Annotated in this window: 22 protein-coding genes and 1 pseudogene; 9 read left to right on the top strand and 14 right to left on the bottom strand. The window is 68.6% G+C overall.

The genetic code is table 11. From position 1 onward, the window contains the following. Positions 1–78: 78 nt before the first annotated feature. Positions 79–927, bottom strand: coding sequence for a MarR family transcriptional regulator (locus ACUY4T_RS03660; RefSeq protein WP_446017549.1), 849 nt, complete (start codon positions 925–927; stop codon positions 79–81). A gap of 213 nt (positions 928–1,140) precedes the next feature. On the opposite strand from ACUY4T_RS03660, the gene ACUY4T_RS03655 reads away from it, so the two are divergent. Continuing rightward, the gene (locus ACUY4T_RS03655) at positions 1,141–1,347 is read left to right on the top strand and encodes a hypothetical protein (RefSeq protein WP_446017548.1); all 207 of its coding nucleotides are present in this window, start codon (positions 1,141–1,143) and stop codon (positions 1,345–1,347) included. A 19-nt stretch (positions 1,348–1,366) separates the two neighbouring features. Here ACUY4T_RS03655 and ACUY4T_RS03650 read toward each other — a convergent pair whose 3' ends face one another. Both ACUY4T_RS03650 and ACUY4T_RS03645 read right to left on the bottom strand, forming a co-directional pair. Continuing rightward, positions 1,367–2,929 carry a hypothetical protein gene (locus tag ACUY4T_RS03650; RefSeq protein WP_446017547.1) on the bottom strand — a complete coding sequence of 521 codons (1,563 nt, stop codon included), beginning with the start codon at positions 2,927–2,929 and terminating at the stop codon, positions 1,367–1,369. Continuing rightward, positions 2,905–3,666, bottom strand: a complete 762-nt coding sequence (locus tag ACUY4T_RS03645; RefSeq protein ID WP_446017546.1) for an ABC transporter ATP-binding protein — start codon at positions 3,664–3,666, stop codon at positions 2,905–2,907. The genes ACUY4T_RS03650 and ACUY4T_RS03645 overlap by 25 nt, the downstream gene beginning before the upstream one ends. A gap of 332 nt (positions 3,667–3,998) precedes the next feature. Between ACUY4T_RS03645 and ACUY4T_RS03640 the strand changes: the two genes are divergently transcribed. Beyond that, positions 3,999–4,439 (top strand): hypothetical protein, encoded by a 441-nt coding sequence (locus ACUY4T_RS03640; protein WP_446017545.1) that lies wholly within the window; start codon positions 3,999–4,001, stop codon positions 4,437–4,439. Positions 4,440–4,700: 261 nt separating this feature from the next. Then, positions 4,701–5,576, top strand: coding sequence for a CPBP family intramembrane glutamic endopeptidase (locus tag ACUY4T_RS03635; protein WP_446017544.1), 876 nt, complete (start codon positions 4,701–4,703; stop codon positions 5,574–5,576). 129 nt (positions 5,577–5,705) lie between these two features. Here ACUY4T_RS03635 and ACUY4T_RS03630 read toward each other — a convergent pair whose 3' ends face one another. Together ACUY4T_RS03630 and ACUY4T_RS03625 are read right to left on the bottom strand one after the other, a co-directional pair. Further along, positions 5,706–6,062 (bottom strand): hypothetical protein, encoded by a 357-nt coding sequence (locus ACUY4T_RS03630; RefSeq protein ID WP_446017543.1) that lies wholly within the window; start codon positions 6,060–6,062, stop codon positions 5,706–5,708. A gap of 455 nt (positions 6,063–6,517) precedes the next feature. After that, positions 6,518–7,198, bottom strand: a complete 681-nt coding sequence (locus tag ACUY4T_RS03625; RefSeq protein WP_446017542.1) for a TIGR00266 family protein — start codon at positions 7,196–7,198, stop codon at positions 6,518–6,520. 80 nt (positions 7,199–7,278) lie between these two features. Here ACUY4T_RS03625 and ACUY4T_RS03620 point away from each other — a divergent pair, with 80 nt between their 5' ends. The 3 genes from ACUY4T_RS03620 (at position 7,279) to ACUY4T_RS03610 (ending at position 10,954) form a co-directional block, all read left to right on the top strand. Beyond that, positions 7,279–8,061: a CPBP family intramembrane glutamic endopeptidase gene (locus ACUY4T_RS03620; RefSeq protein WP_446017541.1), complete on the top strand. Its 783-nt coding sequence runs from the start codon at positions 7,279–7,281 to the stop codon at positions 8,059–8,061. 188 nt (positions 8,062–8,249) lie between these two features. Beyond that, the gene (locus ACUY4T_RS03615; RefSeq protein WP_446017540.1) at positions 8,250–9,587 is read left to right on the top strand and encodes an FAD-binding oxidoreductase; all 1,338 of its coding nucleotides are present in this window, start codon (positions 8,250–8,252) and stop codon (positions 9,585–9,587) included. Beyond that, a complete protein-coding gene (locus ACUY4T_RS03610) occupies positions 9,584–10,954 on the top strand; it encodes a class I SAM-dependent methyltransferase (protein WP_446017539.1) in 1,371 nt (456 codons plus the stop codon). Before ACUY4T_RS03615 ends, ACUY4T_RS03610 begins: the two co-directional genes overlap by 4 nt. 90 nt (positions 10,955–11,044) lie before the next feature. Here ACUY4T_RS03610 and ACUY4T_RS03605 read toward each other — a convergent pair whose 3' ends face one another. Beyond that, on the bottom strand, positions 11,045–11,602 hold the full coding sequence (locus ACUY4T_RS03605) for an SOUL family heme-binding protein (protein ID WP_446017538.1): 558 nt from the start codon (positions 11,600–11,602) through the stop codon (positions 11,045–11,047). Between the two features lie 105 nt (positions 11,603–11,707). Continuing rightward, complete coding sequence (locus tag ACUY4T_RS03600; protein WP_446017537.1) at positions 11,708–12,391, bottom strand: hypothetical protein; 684 nt, start codon at positions 12,389–12,391, stop codon at positions 11,708–11,710. Between the two features lie 250 nt (positions 12,392–12,641). Here ACUY4T_RS03600 and ACUY4T_RS03595 point away from each other — a divergent pair, with 250 nt between their 5' ends. Then, complete coding sequence (locus ACUY4T_RS03595) at positions 12,642–13,439, top strand: helix-turn-helix transcriptional regulator (RefSeq protein ID WP_446017536.1); 798 nt, start codon at positions 12,642–12,644, stop codon at positions 13,437–13,439. Positions 13,440–13,682: 243 nt separating this feature from the next. Beyond that, positions 13,683–14,609, top strand: a complete 927-nt coding sequence (locus tag ACUY4T_RS03590) for a diacylglycerol/lipid kinase family protein (RefSeq protein WP_446017535.1) — start codon at positions 13,683–13,685, stop codon at positions 14,607–14,609. 25 nt (positions 14,610–14,634) lie between these two features. Here ACUY4T_RS03590 and ACUY4T_RS03585 read toward each other — a convergent pair whose 3' ends face one another. Beyond that, the gene (locus tag ACUY4T_RS03585; protein WP_446017534.1) at positions 14,635–15,996 is read right to left on the bottom strand and encodes a helix-turn-helix domain-containing protein; all 1,362 of its coding nucleotides are present in this window, start codon (positions 15,994–15,996) and stop codon (positions 14,635–14,637) included. 96 nt (positions 15,997–16,092) lie between these two features. Here ACUY4T_RS03585 and ACUY4T_RS03580 point away from each other — a divergent pair, with 96 nt between their 5' ends. Next, positions 16,093–16,416 carry a hypothetical protein gene (locus ACUY4T_RS03580; RefSeq protein ID WP_446017533.1) on the top strand — a complete coding sequence of 108 codons (324 nt, stop codon included), beginning with the start codon at positions 16,093–16,095 and terminating at the stop codon, positions 16,414–16,416. Between the two features lie 118 nt (positions 16,417–16,534). On the opposite strand, the gene ACUY4T_RS03575 is transcribed toward ACUY4T_RS03580, so the two are convergent. The 6 genes and pseudogenes from ACUY4T_RS03575 to ACUY4T_RS03550 all read right to left on the bottom strand — a co-directional run. Further along, positions 16,535–17,557 carry an LLM class flavin-dependent oxidoreductase gene (locus ACUY4T_RS03575; protein WP_446017532.1) on the bottom strand — a complete coding sequence of 341 codons (1,023 nt, stop codon included), beginning with the start codon at positions 17,555–17,557 and terminating at the stop codon, positions 16,535–16,537. 97 nt (positions 17,558–17,654) lie between these two features. Continuing rightward, on the bottom strand, positions 17,655–18,290 hold the full coding sequence (locus ACUY4T_RS03570) for a TetR/AcrR family transcriptional regulator (RefSeq protein ID WP_446017531.1): 636 nt from the start codon (positions 18,288–18,290) through the stop codon (positions 17,655–17,657). Positions 18,291–18,308: 18 nt separating this feature from the next. After that, on the bottom strand, positions 18,309–19,610 hold the full coding sequence (locus tag ACUY4T_RS03565; RefSeq protein WP_446017530.1) for an ABC transporter permease: 1,302 nt from the start codon (positions 19,608–19,610) through the stop codon (positions 18,309–18,311). After that, the gene (locus tag ACUY4T_RS03560) at positions 19,607–20,317 is read right to left on the bottom strand and encodes an ABC transporter ATP-binding protein (protein WP_446017529.1); all 711 of its coding nucleotides are present in this window, start codon (positions 20,315–20,317) and stop codon (positions 19,607–19,609) included. The genes ACUY4T_RS03565 and ACUY4T_RS03560 overlap by 4 nt, the downstream gene beginning before the upstream one ends. Positions 20,318–20,408: 91 nt before the next feature. Beyond that, the gene (locus tag ACUY4T_RS03555; RefSeq protein WP_446017776.1) at positions 20,409–20,777 is read right to left on the bottom strand and encodes an adenylate/guanylate cyclase domain-containing protein; all 369 of its coding nucleotides are present in this window, start codon (positions 20,775–20,777) and stop codon (positions 20,409–20,411) included. Between the two features lie 289 nt (positions 20,778–21,066). Continuing rightward, positions 21,067–21,267 (bottom strand): annotated as a pseudogene (locus ACUY4T_RS03550) (HAMP domain-containing protein); the annotation flags it as partial. Between the last annotated feature and the right edge of the window lie 239 nt (positions 21,268–21,506).

Here is a 21,506-nt window from a genome sequence, read left to right as displayed (position 1 = left end):
CAGCAGACCCCACGACCGCGCGCGTCGGACGGGAAGAACCCAAGGGCCCCTCTCACCCAGCTTCCCCAGAGCGACCATCTACGCCAGCCGGCGCGTGACCGCTTCGGACGCGGGCCCGAACTCGGCGATCTCGTTGAGGAGTGTGATCAGCGGGCGACGGTTCGCGAGCATGGCCGCGCCGATCAGGTCGGCGACGCGCTGACCGTCGGGCGTCAGTTCGAGCTCGACCGCGCGCGCGTCGCCGGTCACCGCGCCTCGACGGCGCTCCGCGAAGCCAGCAGTGCAGAGCTGATCGACGACGTATGCGACGCCGGCGCGGCTCAGCCCGAGTTTTGGTGCCAGCTGGCTGGGCCGCATCCCCGGATGAGCGTGGATCTGCTGAATGGCGCTGAGTTGTCGCACGGGCGGAAGTCCCTTCGGGGCGTGGTGACGCATGTGATCGACGATCCCTGCACCAGTGAGGGCGATGCGACGCAGGATCTCGAGTGGCCCGAGCTTCTCGCCACGGTCCGCGAGGGCCGGTGCCGGCGGGGCGTCGCCACCCAGCTTCTGGACCATCTCCTGCGCGGTCGGACCCCAGTCGACCAGTCGCGCCGCGAGCCGTCGCCGCAGCACGCGTACACGATCTCGCCCCAGTGGCGTCAGCAGCACGACCATCGCGCGGGCGTCGACGGTCGAGCGCTCGAGGGTCACGACGCCGTCATCCACGAGCCGGACCACCAACCGGGAGATCGCTCGGCGGCCCAAGCCGCTGTCATCGGCGATCTCGCGCGTTGTCGGACGCTTATCACTCGCGATGCGGATCAGAGCGAGGGTCTCCTCGTTCGAGATGTACTCGGTGCCGAACGCGTGGTCGACAAGCGCTGTGAACTCCTCGCTGAAGATGCCGAGAAGCCCGACCGCCTCCCTTTCCACGGAGTCATCCATGCCTGCTCACCTCGACACTGCGCACCGTCAGGTCGGCAACGCCTCATCCAAACTAGCCCGACTTGCGCTGACGCACCCGAGCGCGCGACAGCGGACCCAGCTCCGTGATCCATTCTCGCTGCGCGCACCCCGGTGTCTCGGGGTCCGAGACATTCTTGAACAATATTGCGAGTACCGCACCGTCGAGCGGGTGGCGTGACTAGGATCGGCCGCATGCTCCCACGCACGCGAACGACCCACATCGTGTTCCTCATCATCGGAGTGGTCCTCATCGGCGTCGGGCTCTGGCTCGTCTTCACGGGCGGTAGCTTCCTGATGTGGCTCTGGCCCGCTGTAGGCCTCTTCCTGATCGTCAGGTCGGCGCTCGGCCTCAGGAACACGGACGATTCCAGGGATTCCGAACCTCCCTCGCCGTCCTGATCCGCGCTCCGTCGTGAGATCAGGACGGAGCGAAGCTCGCCAGCAACCGGTTCGCGTCGCGATCGAGCGCATCGCCCGCGAGGCGAATCGCCACGACCGCGGACACGACGGCCAGGGCGAGCACGACAAGCGCCACGGCGGCGACGGGGATGACGGCGGCAAGCATCCCCCACACGATCGCCGCACCGATCACGATGGCGTAGGCCAGCGCGATCGCGAGAAGCACGCCGATGACCGCCCGACCCCGTGACGACGGCGCGCGGGACTGGTCGAACGGATTGAAGACGCTCGAGAATGCGCAGATCGCGATGGTGATCGCCAGAGCCGCACCGCCGGCGATCAGGGCGATCCAGACTTCGGTCCACGACGACGTGATCGCCGCTTCGATCAGCACCACTCCGACCAGCAATGGAACGATGAAGACGAGCGGGGCGATCAGCTTGCCGGTGAGCACCGACCGCAGCGACACCCCGCTCAGCACGTTGTACTCGACGCCCGCGCCGTCATGGGCGAAGACGTTGACCATGGCCCCCGAGGCCGTCAGCACCGTGAACACCGCAGCACCGAAGACGAGTCCGCGCTCCGCGATCTGGGAGTGCGCGAAGATCACTCCGATCACCGGGGTGATGGCCAGGAACTGAACCGCCTTCGGAGAGCGGAAGAAGTAGTACCGGAGCTGTTGCGACACGACCGCGGTGAGCGGCCCCACTGGGAGCGAGCGCAGCAGCGGCGGCACGAGACTGAGTTCACCCTCCGTTGCCGATGCCCGGGACGCGCGCCGGGAGGACGCTGCGGCTCCGCGACGGTGACGGGCGAGCGCCCAACCCCATACGACGAGCGCCACCACGACGGCCGTCAGGACGACCACCGTGGCGAGTCCGGCTCGCGTCCACGCGTCATCGCGAGCTGCGATGGTGATCACTCCGGCCGCGCCCGGTGGCAACCACGACAGCACGGTCGCGATCGGGCCGGCGGCGAAGCCCACCGCGGTGAGCACGCCCCCGAGCGATTGGAGCAGGAGGTAGGGGACGAGCACGATCGCCGCGGTCAAGATGATCACCGCATCGCGTCCGCGACGCGAAGACAACGCTCCTCCCAGCAGCGCCTGGAGTGCATTGGATCCCGCGACGCACAGGAGCGCGAACAGCGCGGCGCCCAGTGCGACCGCGATCCGGGAGACGGCGTCATGGCCCGCGGCGACGGTGCCGCCGGCGGCGAACAGGAAGGTGAACAGCGCGGTCGGCGCGATGAGTCCTCCGAGCAGCAGACCGGTGACCTGCTCGGCGAAGGTGAGCGGATACTGTTCCAGCTTCGCGGGATCGACCACGCTCCCGCCGACCCCGGGAACCATGAGCGGGGCGATGAGCCACACCAGGAACACCACGGTGAACGCTGCGAGCAGCATGAGGTCAGCGAGCGGGGTGTTCATGTCGTCGAGGATCGCGACGCCGAATCCCGCGACGATTCCGAGGATCCCTGCCGCAGACCACCCGATCACGTAGCCGATCCGCCCGCGCGCACCCGCGCGGTGGCGGGCGCCGCGTTGGATCGCGAGCCTCAGTCGGAGGAGGACGAGAGCCATGCCAGTTCATCCTCTCCGAGGTCTCGACCCCCGACGAGGTCGACGAACGCCTCCTGGAGCGTGCCCCCGCGGGCGAGCTCCGCGACCGTACCTTCTGCTATACGCCGTCCGGAGGCGATCACCGCGACCCGATCACACAGCCGCTGCACCACATCCATGACGTGGCTGGAGAAGACCACCGTGCCGCCGCCGCTCCGATACCGCTGGAGCATCTCCTCCATCACCTGCGTGTTCACGGGATCCAGCGCTCCGAAGGGCTCGTCGAGAATGAGCACCCGAGGAGAATGCAGCATCGCCACCGCCAGGCCGATCCGCTTGGTCATCCCGAGCGAGAAGTCAGCGATCGGTCGATCAGCGTCCCCCTCCAACGCCAGTACGCGAAGGAGGTCCGTCGACCGAGCCGACACATCCGCCGACTTCATGCGGCGCAGCATTCCCGCATACTCGAGCATCTCGCGCGCGTTCAGCCGATCGAACAGCACCGGGTTGTCCGGGACGTACCCCAGCGCGATCTTCGCCGGACGCGGATCGGGCCACACGGCGATGCCGTCGACGCCGATGTGACCAGCGTCCGGGCGCAGAAGGCCGGCCACCATGCGGATGGTGGTGGTCTTGCCCGCGCCGTTCGGACCCGCGATCCCGTAGAACGCCCCCCGCGGGATACTCAGGTCGAGACCGTCCACCACTTGTCTGTCGCCGAACGCCTTCGATAGCCCCCGGACCTCGATCGCCGTCATCGTTTCGCCGCACCCCGCATCAACATTTCGCCGGCCGATTGCACACGTATTGGGCAGCACCATAGCAGCGCATCGAAGATGTTCGGAACTGTCGAGAAAGTTGGATGCTTCCGTTGAGGGCGGCGCGCGAACCCTCGCGTTTCCAAGCAGTACTCAGCCCGGTGGCGGCGTCGAGACCAACCTGGGCGCATCGGAACTCGCTGAAAACAATTGAGACACTTCTGAACTATGTGTAGCTTGAGTCATCCGAGATGGCGGTGATCGCCACGCGGGGCGGTGACGCGCAAGCGCCGCCTCCGGGATGATCATCGTCCCGACTCCGAGAGGTGAACATGACCGAGCAGGAAGTGAACCAGGTCGCGCTCGCAGCGATGGGATGTACGCAGTTCGTGATGGGGCACAACGCCACGGGCAAGTGGGGGATGCTCAAGGAGGCGTTCGCCATGCGCAGCGCGCTCGGTGACATCCCAGCCGGGCCTGGTCAGGATCTGATCCTGGCGGCGAAGGAGCAGCTGTCCGGTGAGGGCGAGTCCGGGCCGAGTATCGACGCGACGGACAAAGACCTCATGATCTCAACCGGCCGCTCCTATGTGGAGGGTGTGCTGCCGGTCCTCCACGCCCTCCCGGAGGAGGCTGCAGCGAACGTGCGAGCCTGGCTTCTCGGAGTCGCGGAGCATGTGGCCGGGGCCGCGAAGGACAAGGGCGGCTCCGACAAGGTGTCTCCGGCCGAGGCCGCGGCAATCGACGAGCTCCGCACCCTGCTGGCCGGATAGCAGACCGGCCAGCGCCATGACATCGGCAGATCAAGGGAGCGCTCCCGTGGAGACCGAGGTTTCCACCAGCCCTGACAGGCAAGTCCACCGATCGATCACTGATTGCACGGGTCCATCCGTTGAGCGGTCGGTCTGGGCCCCGCACGCGCCGCGTGCTCGATCGCAGCTGAGCGCACTGTCCGCTACCGTGGGCCGCGTCGGCGTGGGCGCCGAAGCGAGACGATCGTTCCAACTGCACCACCGACCTCGTGGAGAGAGACGATGACCGAGCAGACCAGCGCACCCGCGCACACGAATGCGTGGAAGGCCTTCTGGGATCGCGGCGGGTGGTGGAAGGCGCTCCTCTTCGTGGCCGCCTACCTCGCCCTGTACCAGGCCCTGCCGTTCCTCGTTCGACCGTTCACAGGCGACGCCCTCGAAGTCGACAGCGTCCTCGAGACTCCGGCGAGCGTATTCGTCGCCGTCACGATGCCGCTGGTGATCGGGTCGATCCTGCTGCTCGTGTTCGCACTGACGGTTCGGTGGCTGCCGGTCCCGCTCTTCGGTCGACAACCCGTGCGTGGCAGCTGGTGGATGTGGTTCGCGCCCGTGCTCGTGCTCATCCCGATCGTGCTCCGTGCGCTCGGCACCGACTACAGCCAGTATTCGCTCGCCGTCATCCTCATGGTCTTCGTGACCGGTGCGTTCGTCGGATTCTCCGAGGAGCTCCTCACCCGAGGCGTCGTCGTCGTGCTGCTCCGGCGAGCCGGGTACAACGAATGGGTCGTCGCGGCGCTGTCCGCACTCCTGTTCGCCGCCCTGCACAGCACGAACGTGTTCACGGGCCAGCCGCTGGCGACCGTCGCATTCACGCTCTTCTATACCTTCTGGTTCGGGATCCTGATGTACCTCGTCATGCGTGTGACCGGGAGCATCATCTGGGCGATGGTCCTCCACGGGCTGACCGACCCGACGACGATGCTCGCATCCGGCGGGGTCGACGAACTGAACGCGGGCACGACCAACGTGTTCATCAGCCTCGTCTCGCCATCGACGGTCCTGCTGATCATCGGCGCCCTGGTCATGCTGATCTTCATCCGGGGCAACGCGATGGGCCGGGCAGCTGCCGGCGAGCCGGCTCGGGTGACGACGACCTGACCGCCGACCGCCGACTGACTGCGCACACCCGGTCGGCGGCGGTGGGACTGCAGGCGTATCATGCCCCTCGACGACGAACGACGCTCGGCACCGGTCGGTGCCGAGCGTCGTTCGTCGATCAGGCGGGTGTCAGTCGAAGAACTCGTTCGCCCTTCGGGACCAGAGCAGGCCGAGGCCGATGAGTGCGATGATGCCTTGGATGAGCGGACCCCAGAAGCCGTTCCCGAAGGTGAACACGCCGTAGACCGCGACCGCCGCGTTCAGCACGAAGACGATGGTCATGATGATGCGCGAGGTGTTGCTGCCGCGGAACAGGCCGAGGCTGACGGCGATGGTGATGGCGCCGATCACGATCGTCAGCCACGCGGCCAACGAGCCGAAGCCGTCGCCGAAGAGGTGGATGATGCCGCTGATGATCGCGATGGCCCCGTTCAGCCATGCGAGGACGGCGACGAGGGTGACGCCGCCGGGACGTTGACCTGCCATGGTGCTGTACTCCTTTGCGAGGGATACCGCGATCGTTGTCGCGGCCGCGCCACTGGCTCCGTCTCGCTCGCACCGGTCGACAACGCGTGGCGGGAGCGTGGGGAGCTGGGCGGCGTGTTGCGACCCGACTGCCGGGCTGGCAAGCGGGTCAGGGGTTCCGATCGGAATGGTGGGCTGGTGGCAGCTTGTCACGCTCCGTCGCCGGAGTGCCTGCTCGTCGGTTCGGTGTCGCTTTGTCCATGCTGCTCTCTCCTTTCGCGGGGATGCGCGCGTCACCGCACGCACCGAGGAAGACCCGATTTCGCGACAAGCTCCGATTCGCCTGTGAATCACAGTGGTCCGGAGCCTACGTTCTGCGTGTCTCCGCGCGCGAGGACACGCCGTGACACGGGCAGCGGCGAGCGAGTAGCTAGCTCCACACGCCGCTGGCCCGGGAGTGGTCCGTCGGCCGCCGCCTAGGAGCCGGAGGAGTGCTGGGGGTTTACCTGCTTGATCCAGTCGATCAGGTCCAAGCTCGACCGGGTCTGCAGCCACACCCGGCCGGGCCCGGTGAAGTCGGTGACGAGGCCCTCGCCGCCGAGGATCGTCGACTTCCAGGTGCCCGCCTTGCGGACGGAGTACTGGACGGTCTCGTCGAACGCGACGACGTGACCGGTGTCGAGCGTCATCGTCTCTCCGACCGCAAGGACCGCAGGCACGATCGCCCCGTACGACGAGAGCAGCAGGTCGCCCTCCCCCGTGCAGCGGAGCAGGATCAACCCTTCGCCGCTGAAGAACGACTTGCCCCCGCCCCACTTCGCGTCGACGTCGACCGTCGGGTCGGACGCCGCCCATGATCCCGACTGCACGAGGAGCGCCGTCCCGCCGTCGAGCGCGACCTTCGTCATGTCGCCGGGCAGGGTGGCCGTCACGCCCACCTGGCCGCCGCTCCCGGTGTGGAAGTCGTTCACGAAGAAGCTCTCACCGCCGAGGCTACGGCGCAGGCCCTTCAGGAATCCGCCGCGAGTCGAGGTCTCGATGGTGATGTCGCCGCGCGTCATCGCCATCGCCCCCGCCTCGACCCGGACCGATCCCCCCGGCGGCAGGGTCACCGTGCCCATCGCGAAGGCCGGTCCAGAAGAGATGTCGACGTCCATGCAGTCCTCCGAGCGATCGTCAGCAGTGCCTTCGCCTCACCATACTGTTACCGGACTCCATCGTCCGCTATGTTCATGCCATGCGCGTGAGCCCCCGCCCGTGGATCGGATTCGCCGTCGTCCTCGCCTACATGCTCGTGGGTGCCCTGGTCTGGATTCTGACCGGCGTCGACTACCCCCGCATCAGCGAATCGGCGGGCACGCTCCTGCTCTGGTACGTGCTGCCCCTCGCGGTCGGGGCCGTGCTGCTGATCGTCGCCACGTCGCTCCTCGGATGGTGGAGGCCGGCACTCTTCGAGAAGCGACCCGGCCCGCGATGGATCATGGTCGGGCCCGTGCTCATGATCGCGGTGGCGATCGGCGTCCTGCTGGGCAAGGACCTCTCGCAGGTCCCGCTGCAGATGTGGGTCCTCGCGACAGTCGGGAGCATCCTGGTCGGCTTCTGCGAGGAACTCCTCACGCGCGGCATCCTCCTGGTCGCGTTGCGCGGGCGATTCCGCGAACTCCTGTCGTGGTTCCTGAGCACCCTGATGTTCGGACTCATGCACCTGCCGAACCTGTTCTTCGGCCAGACCGGCGCCATCGTGCAGGTGTTCCTCGCCTTCGCGTCGGGCACGATGCTCTACCTCGCACGCCGATCGAGCGGGACCCTGATCTTCGCCATGGCGGTGCACGCGATCTGGGACTTCGCCCAGTTCACGGGGGTACGGACCGAGGCCGGCGACTACGTCGGCGTGCTCGGCTCGGGAGCACTGAACGTGCTCGCCCTCATCCTCCTGATCTTCAGCCTCAGGGCCGACCGCGGAGCCAAGGTCGAGCAGTACGGGGTCGAGCCGGGCCCGGATGTGCCCGCAAGGGTGTGATCGATCAGGACATCCCTGACATTCCTGCGTCAGGACATCTCTGACGTCCCCGTTGAGGTGGCCCTGACCCTTCTCCCTCGGACGTGCGGCGGGGGTCCGTGCGGATTTCCTCCCCCGAGGACTACCGTGAGGGTGTGTCCGCTCCTGCGACTGACGCGATTGACGCACGAGCTGCTCACGCTGACGGCGTGGAGCGCCTGCTGGAGAGCTATCGGGCGCTGCCCGCGACGGCGACGGTGCGGCTGGCGAAGCCGACGTCGAACCTGTTCCGGTCGCGCGACCGGGTCGAGGCGCGGGGCCTGGACACGTCGGGGCTGACGCAGGTGATTGCGGTCGACGTGGAGGCGCGGACGGCCGACGTGGCAGGCATGTGCACCTACGAGGATCTCGTCGCGGCGACGCTGCCGCACGGGTTGGCGCCGCTGGTCGTGCCGCAATTGAAGACGATCACGCTCGGGGGCGCGGTGACGGGGCTCGGGATCGAGTCGACGTCGTTCCGCAACGGGCTGCCGCACGAGTCGGTGCTGGAGCTCGACATCCTCACCGGCGCCGGCGAGGTCGTGACCGCGTCGCCGACGGAGCACGCCGACCTGTTCCGCGCGTTCCCGAACTCGTACGGCACGCTCGGCTACGCCGTGCGCCTGCGCATCGAGCTGGAGCCGGTGCAGCCGTTCGTCGCGCTCACGCACCTGCGGTTCCATGCACTCGCCGACCTCATCTACGCGATGGACCGCATCGTCGAGACCGGCGCCCTCGACGACGGCACCCGCGTCGACTACCTCGACGGGGTCGTCTTCAGCGCCGACGAGAGCTACCTCTGCGTGGGCGTGCAGACCGCGGCATCCGGCCCGACCAGCGACTACACGGGCCAGCGTATCTTCTACCGCTCCATCCAGCATGCGGATGGCGCGACGCACGACCGGCTCACGATCCACGACTACCTGTGGCGGTGGGACACCGACTGGTTCTGGTGCTCGCAGGCGTTCGGCGCGCAGCATCCGCTCGTTCGCCGGTTCTGGCCGCGGCGCTACCGGCGCAGCAGCTCGTACTGGAAGCTCATGAAGCTCGAACGGCGGTACGACATCGGAAACCGCATCGAGCGGTTCCGTGACCGGCCGCTGCGCGAGCGCGTGATCCAGGACGTCGAGATCCCGATCGAGCGGACCGCGGAGTTCCTCGACTGGTTCCTCGCCGAGGTGCCGATCGAGCCGATCTGGCTGTGCCCGCTGCGACCGCGCAACGACACCGACTGGCCGCTGTACCCGCTCGAGCCGCACCGCACCTACGTGAACGTCGGCTTCTGGTCGACCGTGCCGGTCGGCGCGACCGAGGGCGCGACGAACCGGCTGATCGAGCACAAGGTGAGCGAGCTCGACGGCCACAAGTCGCTGTACTCCGACGCCTACTACCCGCGCGACGAGTTCGACGCGCTCTACGGCGGCGACGCCTACCGCGCCGTGAAGCGGCGGTACGACCCCGACTCACGGCTCCTCGACCTCTACGCGAAGGCGGTGCAACGACGATGACGACGTTCAAGGAACGCAGGCCCGGGCCGGCGACGGATGCCACGACGGCGGATGCCGCGCCGGCGGATGCCACGCCGAAGCCGGATGCCTCGGGCAAGCTGACCCTCGCCGAGATCCTCGAACTCGTCGCCGGCGTGCAGCTCCCGCTGCGGTTCACCGCCTACGACGGCAGCTCGGCCGGCCCGCCCGACGCCCCCATCGGCATCGAACTGAAGACGCCGCGCGGCACGACCTACCTCGCCACCGCTCGCGGCGACCTCGGCCTCGCACGCGCCTACATCGCCGGCGACCTCGAGATCCACGGCGTGCACCCCGGCGACCCCTACGAACTGCTCCGCGCGCTCGCCGACGAACTGGTGTTCCGGCTGCCGCCTCCGCGGGCGATCGCGCAGATCCTCCGCTCGATCGGCGTCGAGCACCTGAAGCCGATCGCGCCGCCGCCGGGGGAGGCGCCGCCGCGCTGGCGTCGCGTCGCCACGGGGCGCCGGCACAGCAAGGCGCGCGACGCCGAGGCCATCCAGCACCACTACGACGTGTCGAATGCCTTCTACGAATGGGTGCTCGGGCCGTCGATGACCTACACCTGCGCCTGCTACCCGCGGCCCGACGCCTCCCTCGAGGAGGCCCAGGAGAACAAGTACCGGCTCGTCTTCGAGAAGTTGTGGCTGAGCCCGGGCGACCGGCTGCTCGACGTGGGCTGCGGGTGGGGCGGGATGGTGCGCTACGCGGCGCGCCGCGGCATCCGTGTCGTCGGCGTGACGCTGTCGGAGCAGCAGGCCACGTGGGCGCAGCGCGCCATCGCCGAGGAGGGCCTGGGCGAGCTCGCCGAGGTGCGCCACGCCGACTACCGCGACATCCGCGAGAGCGGGTTCGACGCGGTGTCGTCGATCGGGCTGCTCGAGCACATCGGGGTGCGCAACTACGCGAAGTACTTCCGCTTCCTGCAGTCGCGGCTGCGCCCCGGCGGGCTGCTGCTCAACCACTGCATCACCCGGCCCGACAACAAGTCCGAACCGTCGACGCGCGGGTTCATCGACCGGTACGTCTTCCCCGACGGGGAGCTCACCGGGTCGGGCCGCATCATCACCGAAGCGCAGGATGCCGGCCTCGAGGTGCTGCACGAGGAGAACCTGCGCCCGCACTACGCGATGACGCTGCGCGACTGGTGCGCCAACCTCGTCGAGCACTGGGACGAGGCGGTCGACGAGGTCGGCCTGCCGACCGCGAAGGTGTGGGGGCTCTACATGGCCGGCTCGCGGCTCCAGTTCGAGCGCGGCGGCATCCAGCTGCACCAGGTGCTCGCGGTGAAGCCGGACGAGCGCGGGGGAGTGGGCGAACTGCCGCTGCGTCCGTGGTGGACGGCGTAGTCGTAGGGCGTCCGGAACGCGTGGAGCGCTCGACGCCGGCGATCGACCGAAATCCGCGCCGGTGCTGGCCATCGGAACGAGGGCGCCGGATCAGGCGGCGGGTTCCACCTCCACCTGCACCTCGTTGTGGCGCAGGAACCACGGGGTGATGGGCGGGTTGAACCGCGCGAAACGGGGTTCGCCGCGGACCGTGAGCCCCGCGGAGCTCACCTTGGCGAGCAGTTCGTCGCGGTGCCGCTCCCACGACTCCCGGGTCCAGCGACCGCTGAACCGGAGTGCGGCCACCAGCTGCTCCGGCACCGTCCGCAACCTCACCTCGGGACGGGTGGGGACCGGTGCCTCGGCCTCGGTGATCCCGGCCGGCAGCACGAAGGCTACGACATGCCCCTCACCGCTCCGCTCCTGCAGCACGGGCGCCGTCATCGCGATCTTCTCCGACGACTGCACCACCGGCGCCGTCATCTCGATCGAACGGCGGGCGGCGTTCTCACCGCCGATGTAGCCGACGAGCAGGCGGAAGGCCTCGTTGCCGGCATCCTCGAACGGCACGCCCCGCACCACGGTCTCGGCCACGACGTGCGACGGATAGCGACGCACCTCCCACCCGTCATGCTCCTGGACGACGTCGAACGGCTGCTGCTCGGTCACCTTCCGAGGCTACGCCGCCTTCGAGAGCATGGCCCGTGAAGGCGATCCGTCGCCCATCCGTCGCACGTGTGCGGAGGCCGAGTTACACGAGGCAATCGTGAGAGATCATTGCGAGACGGTGATCTTCACGACCTCGTCCAATGACTCGACCACGCCTTCGGGATCGATACCCGATACGCAGTTCAGTTCAAGCGTGTAGGCGTTGCTCATTCCGTGGATGCTCGGGTCGAGTGCGGTGAACACTCGGACGGCGATGAGCCACGTGGAGTCACCATCGACGAGGAGGATGCTTCGCGTCGCAACAGTGGCTCCCGGATCTTCCTCAGGTCCTGCAAGCGCGAAGTGACCGTCGGCCACATAGGGGGCATTTGATTCGACAGTGTCCCCGGTCAGCTCAGCAAGGAACTCATCGGATGCCGCGGCGTCGTCCGTGGCCGATGTCTCGATGACCTCCTGGATGTAGCGCGCAGTGCACGAACCATTCGAGTGCACGAATTGCACCACGTTCTCCGGCGCCTCGAAATCGGGTGCCCAATCAGCATCGGACCCGAACGAGATACTCCAACCGACGCTCGCCGCCGGGTCAAGTCGACTGCCGCCGTCGAAATCGAGCGTCACGACTGCCGCCGCCGGTTCAGGTTCGGCGGTCGGAGACTCGGTATCCGATGCCGGCGACTCGCTGCCCGACGGTTCGCTCGAGGGCGGTGACCCGGTGGCGGAGACGCACGACGCGCAACCGAGCGAAACCGCAACGGTCATCATCGCGGCGAGTGCGATGCGCAATTGCATATCGACTCCTAACTCACTCCCTGGCGTCGTAGAACTCTGTTTCCAGAAGCCACCCAGATTGCGAATCGTGGGAATCCCGCACTCTCCAAGAACGAAGGAACCGCACGAGCCGCCTATTGGAGCGGTATACCGGATGGTTCCATTTAGCGGCTCGGTCCAGCAAGTGTCGCTTCCGACACTCTTTCGATACACCGCCGTTTCTGCCAATCTGATGGTGTCCGGTCGTTGCCCCCGGAGTCAGAAGGGCACCATGAACGTTGCCGACACGCTGCAGTTCGCAGTCGAATCTGCGCATTCGATCGCTCGTGATGAGTTCGACGAGCAGGGCTTTGCCGAACGGCTCTCCGTTCTCTTCGATGCGGACGGCGGGGTCGGCGTCACGTCGATGCGGCACGCGGTGCCCGAACCCCAGATCCGCGTGGTGGTGGGCGGCGGCCCCGCCTGCTCCGAGGCAACAGCCGCTAGCGCCCCCCTCTTCGCTGCCAAGCACCCTGGCATTCTTGCGCAGCAGCGTTTGGGGACCGCGAGGGCGGTCCGCGTGAGCGACGAGGTGAACCTTGATCGGTTCTGGACGACCGAGACGTGGTGGGTGATGCATCACCCCTGGAATGGTCGATACTCGCTTGGAGCCACCCTCCATCTCGGTCGGGATGCTGTGGTGTTCGTCGGCCTCAATCGCGCGAAGAGAGACTTCTCCGATGACGAAGTGCTCGCGTTGAGTCGCTTCCAGCAACCGGTCGTTGCGGCATTCCGCTATCGGCGAGCTGTGCAGGGTGCGCTTCATCAGCTTGCTGCCCTGGCCGACTCTGGCACGCCGAAGGACACCGAGCGCGGTCAGGTCGGGGGTGCCCGGGAAGCACCAAGCCGGCGCGAGGCGGAAGTGCTCACCCTGATGGCCGCGGGGTGGACAAACACTCAGATCGCTTCCCGCCTCTTCATTACGGAACGCACTGTCCGCAAACACCTCTCATCGGTGTACGAGAAGGCTGGTCTTCCCGGTCGCGCCGCCGCCGCAGCCTGGTGGGAGCGGCAGCGCGACCTCCCTTGACACGGCATTCGTTCTGCATGCCCCAAGGCGTCCTGATCGCTGTTCCTTCATCGTCGTTCAGCCTCGCGTGAACGCCGTTCGCCCGCCTCGACGAGAACTGCTCGGGCGGCCTGCCTCGAAAGGAAGGGCCGCTGGCGTGCGCCCGATGGGTCGCGCGCTCGCGTCGGTCTCGGCCGGCTAGCGTTCGGGCTCCCCGTAGGCAAGCCCCGGCATCGGACCGATCCGGCGTGGCAGAGTGAGCGCGTGACCACCGCTCGCATCGCCGTCATCTTCAACCCGAGCAAGATCGAGCGCCAGGAGCTCTGCGACGCCTTCGATCGCGTCGATCCGGACGCCTGTGCCGCCGCATCCTGGTTCGAGACCACAGAGGACGACCCGGGTCGCGGAATGGCGCGAGAGGCGCTTGCGCACGGCGCCGAGGTGGTCGTGGTGGCTGGAGGCGACGGTACGGTTCGGGCCGTCGCAGAGGCGCTCGCCGGAGAGGATGCCGTGCTCGGCATCATCCCGCAGGGCACCGGCAACCTGCTCGCCCGCAACCTCGAGGTCCCGATCGGCGACACCGAAGCGGCGATCGAGCGCGCGCTCGGAACCGGTGAGCGGCGCATCGACATCGGGTGGGTCGACACGGGCGACGGCGAGGAGCGCGGCTTCGCCGTCATGGTCGGATTCGGCCTGGACGCGCACATGCTCGTCGAGACCGACGACGACCTGAAGGACAAGGCCGGCTGGCTCGCCTACGTGGCCGCGCTCGGCAGGGCGATCGCCGCCTCGGATGTCGTCGAGTTCACCCTCGCGATCGACGACGACGACCCGCAGACGCTGAGCGGGCACACCTTCATCGTCGGAAACTGCGGCACGGTGCAGGGCGGCGTCGCACTGCTGCCCGATGCCGTCCTCGACGACGGGCGACTCGACGCGCTCATCGTGAGTGCCGACGGCCTGGTCGGGTGGCTCGACACCGTGCGGTCCTTCGTGTGGGACAACGGCATCCGCCGCTTCTTCGCGAACGACGATGAGGCCGTCGACGCAGAGACCGCCACGCATCTGGCCGGCACGCGCATGAAGGTCGAGCTCCCGAAGCCCCTGCCGTTCGAGATCGACGGCGAGGAGGCCGGCGATGTGCAGACGTTCACCGTGCGGGTGCAAGCCGGGGCGCTCCGCGTCCGCTGAGCACCTGTCCGCGCCTGCCGACCGACTAGTTCGGCGAGTCATGGGCCACGAGGCGCCGGACCCATTCTTCGTACTCGTCCAGGTCGGACCGAGCGAGTGTCAGACTCTCGTCGATCCACTCTTCTGACTTGGTGGCCGTCTCCTCCTGGGAGGGCGTGAGGTCGGGCTCATTGACGCTCGTCACACCCAGCCAGACCGGGAGCGCCTGCGTGTCGAGAATGATGCTGACCAGCTTGAGCTCGATCTCGAGTGCCTTCTGGGCGTCGGGGGAAAGCGCGTCCCATTCGATCCGGCGGCTCGCGTCATCCCCGGGTGCTGGGATGAACGGAGGTGCCTCGGCAGCGCGGGATCGGATGGCGCGTCCGAGCAGCTCAGCGCGCTGGATGATGGCTTGCTGGGCTTCGTTCCACTTCTCCGCGCGCGGCAGGGCATCCTGCATGTCCTCCAGCGCCTGCTGCGCGGCGTCAAGCTTCTCGGCTTCTGCTTCGGCTTCCTTGCGAAGTTTTCGGCCCTTCCAGACGAGCACTCCACCGATGGCCAGAAGCGCGGGCAAGGCGACGATGCCGGTCAGGACCGCCGCGCCGCCCGCGACGCCCATGCGACCGGCTGCGAGCGAACCGCTTCCGAGCCACGCGAGCGTGGTGCTGGAGGCAGCCGCGCCGGAGAGCGAGGCGATCGCAGCCCCGGTCGATGCCGTCCCGGCGGCCGAGAGGGCGACGAGCACGCCTGCCGCGGTTCCTGATCCCGGCCCACCTCCGGCGCCCGCGCCTGCCGTGCTTTCGGTCAGCGCCTTCAGGACGGCGGCCTCCGTCTGCCCCCTCAGTTGCCGGATCTCGCCCTCGAGCGATCCTGCCGTCTCGTCGGTCGCCCCGGCATCCTCGGTATCGAGCCGCCGTTGCCAGTCCAGCCTCGCGGCCGTCTCGAGGAACGGCAGGACGAATCCGTTGCACGCTCGCTCGAGCGTGCGCTCGGAGTTACGGACCTGGAACGTGACCCGTTCGGTGAGCAGGTTCGACGATGCGATGATCTGAGCTCGCCGGGCCTCGTTCTCGATGTAGATCGGCCCGGCCATGGCACGGGCGAAGACGCCGGGGCGCGAGAGCGCCGCGAGCGCTCGCTCCGTCTCCTCCTCGAGTTCCGCCTCCGTATGCCCGAGCGCGTCCAGGAGACGTCGGCGGTACCGACCGGTCGGGTCGGTCTTGCCGGACTCGATGCGGGAAATCGCCACGGCGGCGCTCTTCGGGCTCTCGTCGCTTCCATATCCGGCGAGTCGCCCCAGCTCCTGCTGGCCCTTGCCGTTGGCGCGTCGCCACTCCCGCCCCCACGCCTTGAGTACCGATGCCTGTGCGGTCAGGCGGGGGTTCGGATCTGCACGCGCGGTCGCCACTCTTGACACCTACCCTAACCTCGTGCCTATACTCGGGCTAATGCGGGGCTAACTTAGCACCCGCATACGCCACTCTATAGGGAGATCATCATGACTATGAGTGCACTGCCGGCGTGGTCGGAGCAGGACATGCCTTCGTCCGGGACTGGGACCGGAACGAGCGAGCCGCAGTACGACGCGCGTCCTCGCAACGGCAGCAACCCCTGGCTGATGCTGTTCCCCCTCGGCGCTGCAGCGGCGGTCTCGGCCGCTGTCCTGCTGCGGCGACCGGCCGTGCGCAAGGCGTGCGTCGAGGTGGTCCGGGATCCCGAGGTGCGTGATGAGTGCCGGGAGGCCGGTGAGCGCGCATACCGCGTGATCGCCGCATCGTGGCGCCGGCATGGCGGTCCGGAAGGATTGGCCGAGACCTTCCTGCGCTGACTTCGCCGGCGACGACGGTCGAGGCGCGCGGGAGCAGACCCCCGGATGGCGCAGAGCTCGGCGCCGTGCCATCCGCTGTCGCCGTCTCGGCCTCTCGTTCGGGCCGGGCGATCATCGCTCAGCGCCAGCCGAGCCCCGGCGCGACGTGCGTCAGGATCGACTCGAGCACGTGCGCGTTGTAGTCGACGCCCAGCTGGTTCGGCACCGTGAGCAGCAGGGTGTCGGCGGCCGCGATCGCCTCGTCCTCGCGGAGCTGCTCGATGAGCCGGTCGGGCTCGGCGGCGTAGCTGCGGCCGAAGACCGCGCGGAAGTCGTCGATGACGCCGAACTGGTCGGACCGGTCGCCGCCGCCGACGAAGTACCGGCGGTCCAGGTCGTTCACGATCGCGAAGATCGAGCGGCTCACCGAGACGCGCGGCTCGCGCTCGTGCCCGGCCTCGGCCCAGGCGGCGCGGAACGCCTCGATCTGCTTGCGCTGCTGCACGTGGAAGGGCTCGCCCGACTCATCCTCCTTCAGCGTCGAGCTCATGAGGTTCATGCCCTGCTCGGCCGCCCACACGGCGGTCGAGTCGGAGCCGGCGCCCCACCAGATGCGGTCGCGCAGGCCGGGCGACTGCGGCTGGATGCCGAGCGGCCCCGGGTGCGGGTTCGGGAACATCGGCCGCGGGTTCGGCTCGGCGAACCGGGCGCCGTCGATGACCTTCAGGAACACGCCGGTGTTGTTCCGGGCGACGTCGGCCATGGTCGAGCCATCCGGCGCCTCGTAGCCGAAGTACCGGTAGCCCTCGATGACCTGCTCGGGTGAGCCGCGCGAGACGCCGAGCTGCAACCGGCCGCCCGCGATGAGGTCGGCGGCGCCGGCATCCTCGGCCATGTACAGCGGGTTCTCGTAGCGCATGTCGATCACGCCCGTGCCGAGTTCGATGCGACTCGTCTTCGCGCCCGCCGCGGCGAGGAGGGGGAACGGGCTCGCGAGCTGGTTCGCGAAGTGGTGCACGCGGAAGTACGCGCCGTCGGCCCCGACCTCCTCCGCCGCGACGGCCAGGTCGATCGACTGCAGCAGCACGTCGGACGCCGAACGGGTCTGCGAGCCGGGGGTGTTCGACCAGTGGCCGAACGAGAGGAAACCGATGCGCTTCATACAGGGATGCAACGTTCCGCGCGCCGCGGCATTCCGGGGCTGGGCGGGTCACTCCGTCCTCGCAGGTGGCGGGCCCAAGCCGATCCCGGAGGTCGGGTCACCCGAGCTTGCGGATGACCGAGTCGAGACGCTCCGTGAGATGGGCCGCGCCCACGGGGGGCGGTTCCCCCTCGGCGGCCCGGCGCGCCCAGCTGAGTCCGATGTAGCGCATGAGGCCGGCGAGCAGGTGGGTGATGATCTCGGCCTGCTCCGGCAGGTCGGCGAGTTCGGCGTCGTCGGCACCCGCCTTGAGCGCATCCTGGCGCAGCCGGAGCCCGATGATCTGGCGGAGCTCCGCCTCGATGGCGGTGAGCCGCTCCATCTGGCGGGCGAGCAGCGCGGGGTTCTGCGAGACGGCGTCGATGCGCCGCATGATGAGCGTTGGGTCGGACGGGAGGCGGTCCGGCTCGATGCGGACGAGACCCGCGGCCTCCGCGAGCAGCGGTCCGTCGGAGACGATGAACTCTCGCGCGGCCTGCTGGTCGATGGCGGGCTCGTCGGTGCCGAGCAGCGCGGCATCCTTCGTCTTGAAGTGGTTGAAGAAGGTGCGCTGGCTGATGCCGGCGGCCTGGCAGATCATGTCGACCGTGACCTGGTCGTAGCCGTGCTCGGTCACGAGGTCGATCGCGGCGCGCTCGATCGCGGCGGTCGTCTCGGCGACGCCGCGGCGCCTCGTTCCGGGTTCGGTCGACATGATCTGCCTCCTGGTCGATTACTCGTACCGTAGCGAGTCGATCGGGTCCTGACGGGCCGCCCGGCGGGCGGGCAGCACGCCGGAGAGGAACGCGACGAGCATGATCACGACGATCACGGCGAGCACGTTGAGCGGGTCGAAGAGCAGGATCGTCAGGCCGGGCAGGTCGGCCAGCGGCCCGGCCGCGAGCGCGGAGGCGAGGCCGGTCCCGATCCCGATGGCGGCCACGGCGCCGATCGCCGATCCGAGGAAGCCGATGACGACCGCCTCGAGGCTGAACAGCGAGAACACTTTCCCGTTCGACATGCCCATGGCCTTCATCAGCCCGATCTCGCGCGTGCGCTCCTGCACGCTCATCAGCAGCGTGTTGACGATGCCGAAGGATGCCGCGAGCAGCGCGATCACGGAGAACGCGCTCAGCACGCCGATGATGCCGTTGATCACGGTCTGGATGACGCCGAGCTGGTCCTCCACGGTCTGGCCCGCGAGGTCGGCCTCGGCGAGCTCCGCCTTGACGTCATCGATGTCCTGGTCGGTGACGGCGCCGCCCGGTCCGGTGCCGTCGAGGTGCGCGACCGCGAGCACGTAGGCCTCGGGCTGCCCGGGGATCGCCTGCGCGACGGTGACGGCGTCGGTCAGGCGCTCGTTCGCTCCGGCTCCCGAGGCGAACAAGCTCATGCGGGCGATCCCGGCGACCTCGGCCTCGATCGTCTGCTCGCCCTGCGCGGCATCCGTGTACCCCAGCCGCACGGTCGCCCCGACCGCGGCCTCGGCGTCGTCGAAGCCAAGGGCCTCGACGTAGTCATCCGGGAGGACGACCTGCGCGGCATCCGACTCGTTGTCGAGCTGGTCGCCGGCCACGAGGTCGCTGCGACCGAGCGATGAGCTCGGGTTGACGTCGATCTCGTAGCGGTCGTCCTCGCCCCCGCCGGCCGGGGAGATCCAGTCGATCGTGATCTGCCGGACCGGCTCGACCATGCCGACCCCGTCCATTCCCCGCATCGCCTCGAGGTCGTCGGCGTTCAGCAGCGTGCCGGAGCCGAGCGGGTTGGGCTGCGTCGCCTGCTGCCGGCCGTCGGCCTCGAACGGGGTCGGCCCGTCGGTGGTGTCCGACGTCTCGGCCGGGGCGACGAGCAGCGCATCGCCGGTGCTGACGGTCGCGACCTGCCTGGTGACGTAGTCGTTCACGCCCGTGCCGAGCGCGGTCGTGAGCGTGAGGGTGAAGGCGCCGACGAACAGGCTCAGGACCGTGAGGGTCGTGCGCAGCCGGCTGCGGAACGCGTTCCGGGTGGCGTTGGTGATGACATCCGCGGTCCTCATCGTCCCGCTCCTTCCACGATCAGGCCGTCGGCGATGGTCACGCGCCGGTCGCACCGGGCGGCGAGCTCGTCGTCGTGCGTGACGACGACGAGGGTGATGCCCCGCTCGCGCTGCAGGTCGAACAGGATGTCCTCGACCTGGGCGCCGGTCGCGGAGTCGAGGTTCCCGGTCGGCTCGTCGGCGAAGATCACGTCGGGCTCGTTGATCAGGGCGCGAGCGATCACGACGCGCTGCTTCTGTCCGCCGGAGAGGTCCGTTGCCTTGTTCTTGGCCTTGTCGGCGAGGCCGAGGGCCTCGAGCACGGCCATGCCGCGCCGGGTGCGCTCGCGCGGGGCGACGCCCGCGACGAGGAGCGGGAGGGTGACGTTCTCGAGCACGCTCTGCTGGGCCGTCAGGAAGAACTGCTGGAACACGAAGCCGAAGCGCTCGTTGCGGAGGCGGTTGACGTGCTTGGCGGGGGCGGCGCCGGCGTCGTCGCCCTCGATCCGGACGGTGCCGGTCGTCGGGCGGTCGAGCAGTGCGAGCAGGTGCATGAGGGTCGACTTGCCCGACCCCGACTTGCCGACGATGGCGAGCGACTCGCCGCGACGGATGTCGAGCGAGACGCCCTTGAGCGCGTCGAACCGGGAGGCTCCGGTTCCGTACGTCTTCGTCAGCGCGGTCGCGCTGAGCATCGGCGGTGCGCCTGATGCGGGGGAGGCGGTCATGCGGGCGGTTCCCTCCAGTGTCTGTCACACAATATTGCAGTAACTGCAACAGTGACTGACTCGACTGGAAGATCGCCGAGAGCGGGCCGGGTCAGCCCGACAGGGCATAGACGGTCACCGGCGCCCGCCTGCCCTTGACCCGCATCTCCGCCAGCGCCTTGGCGCGCACGTCCCGCAGCCGGTCGAGTGCCGCGTAGGTCTCGGCGCTCACGAGGATGGGCGCCCCCGCATCCTTCGTCCGGTCCTCGAGGCGGGCGGCGAGGTTCACCGCGTCGCCCATCACCGTGTACTCGATCCGTTCCCGGCCGCCGATGTTCCCGGCGACGGCCGGTCCGGTCGCAATTCCTATCCCCGACTCCAGGTTCGGCAGGCGTTCCGTGGTCTCCGCCTCGTTGAACGACGCCAGGGCCCGGCGCATGCCGAACGCCGCGGCCACCGCCCGGTCGGCGTGATCGGGCATGGGGTTCAGCGGCGTACCGAAGACCGCGAGGATCGAGTCCCCGCCGAAGCGCGTCACCACGCCGCCGTGCTCGACGACGGCCGACACCATCGCCGTTGATCACGTCGACGAGCCGGTCTGGCGGCATCCGCTCGCTGAGGGTCGTGAAGTCGCGGATGTCGGAGAACACCACCGAGCAGTCGACGAGCGTGCCGCCGAGGCCGGCTCCGGATTCCACCGCCGCCTGGGCCACCTCGGGGCTCACGTAGAGGCCGAACAGTTCACGGACCCGCTCGCCCTGGCGCAGCCCCGCCGTCATCGCGTTGAACCGCTCGCCCAGGTACCCGAGCTCGTCGTTGGTGGTCACCACCACGCGCGCGTCGAGGTGGGCGTCCTCCACGCGACGCATCCCCGCCTGCAGCGCATCGAGCGGCTCCACGATGGCACGCGCGACGAGGACCGCCGTGATCACCCCGGTCACCAGGCCGACTCCGAGGATGAACAGCTGCATGAGCACGAGGTTGTCGACGATCGCCTCCGGGTTCGGGGCGTCCAGCACGGCGCTCGTGCGCGCCAGCGACAGGACGACGAGCAGGGTCGGCGTGAGCCCGCCGATGAGGATGAACGCCAGCAGCAGGCGCCTCCGCACGAGGAGCCGGAACGCGCGCACCGCACTGAGGTCGCCGTCAGGGAAGAACGCGGGGATCTGCCGCCGCCAGATCAGGTCGGTGCCGAAGTAGACGATCGTCG

This window comes from Agromyces arachidis, from assembly GCF_052805135.1.
Note: the sequence above shows the minus strand (reverse complement) of the source record. Positions and strands in the feature narration are given on the sequence as shown.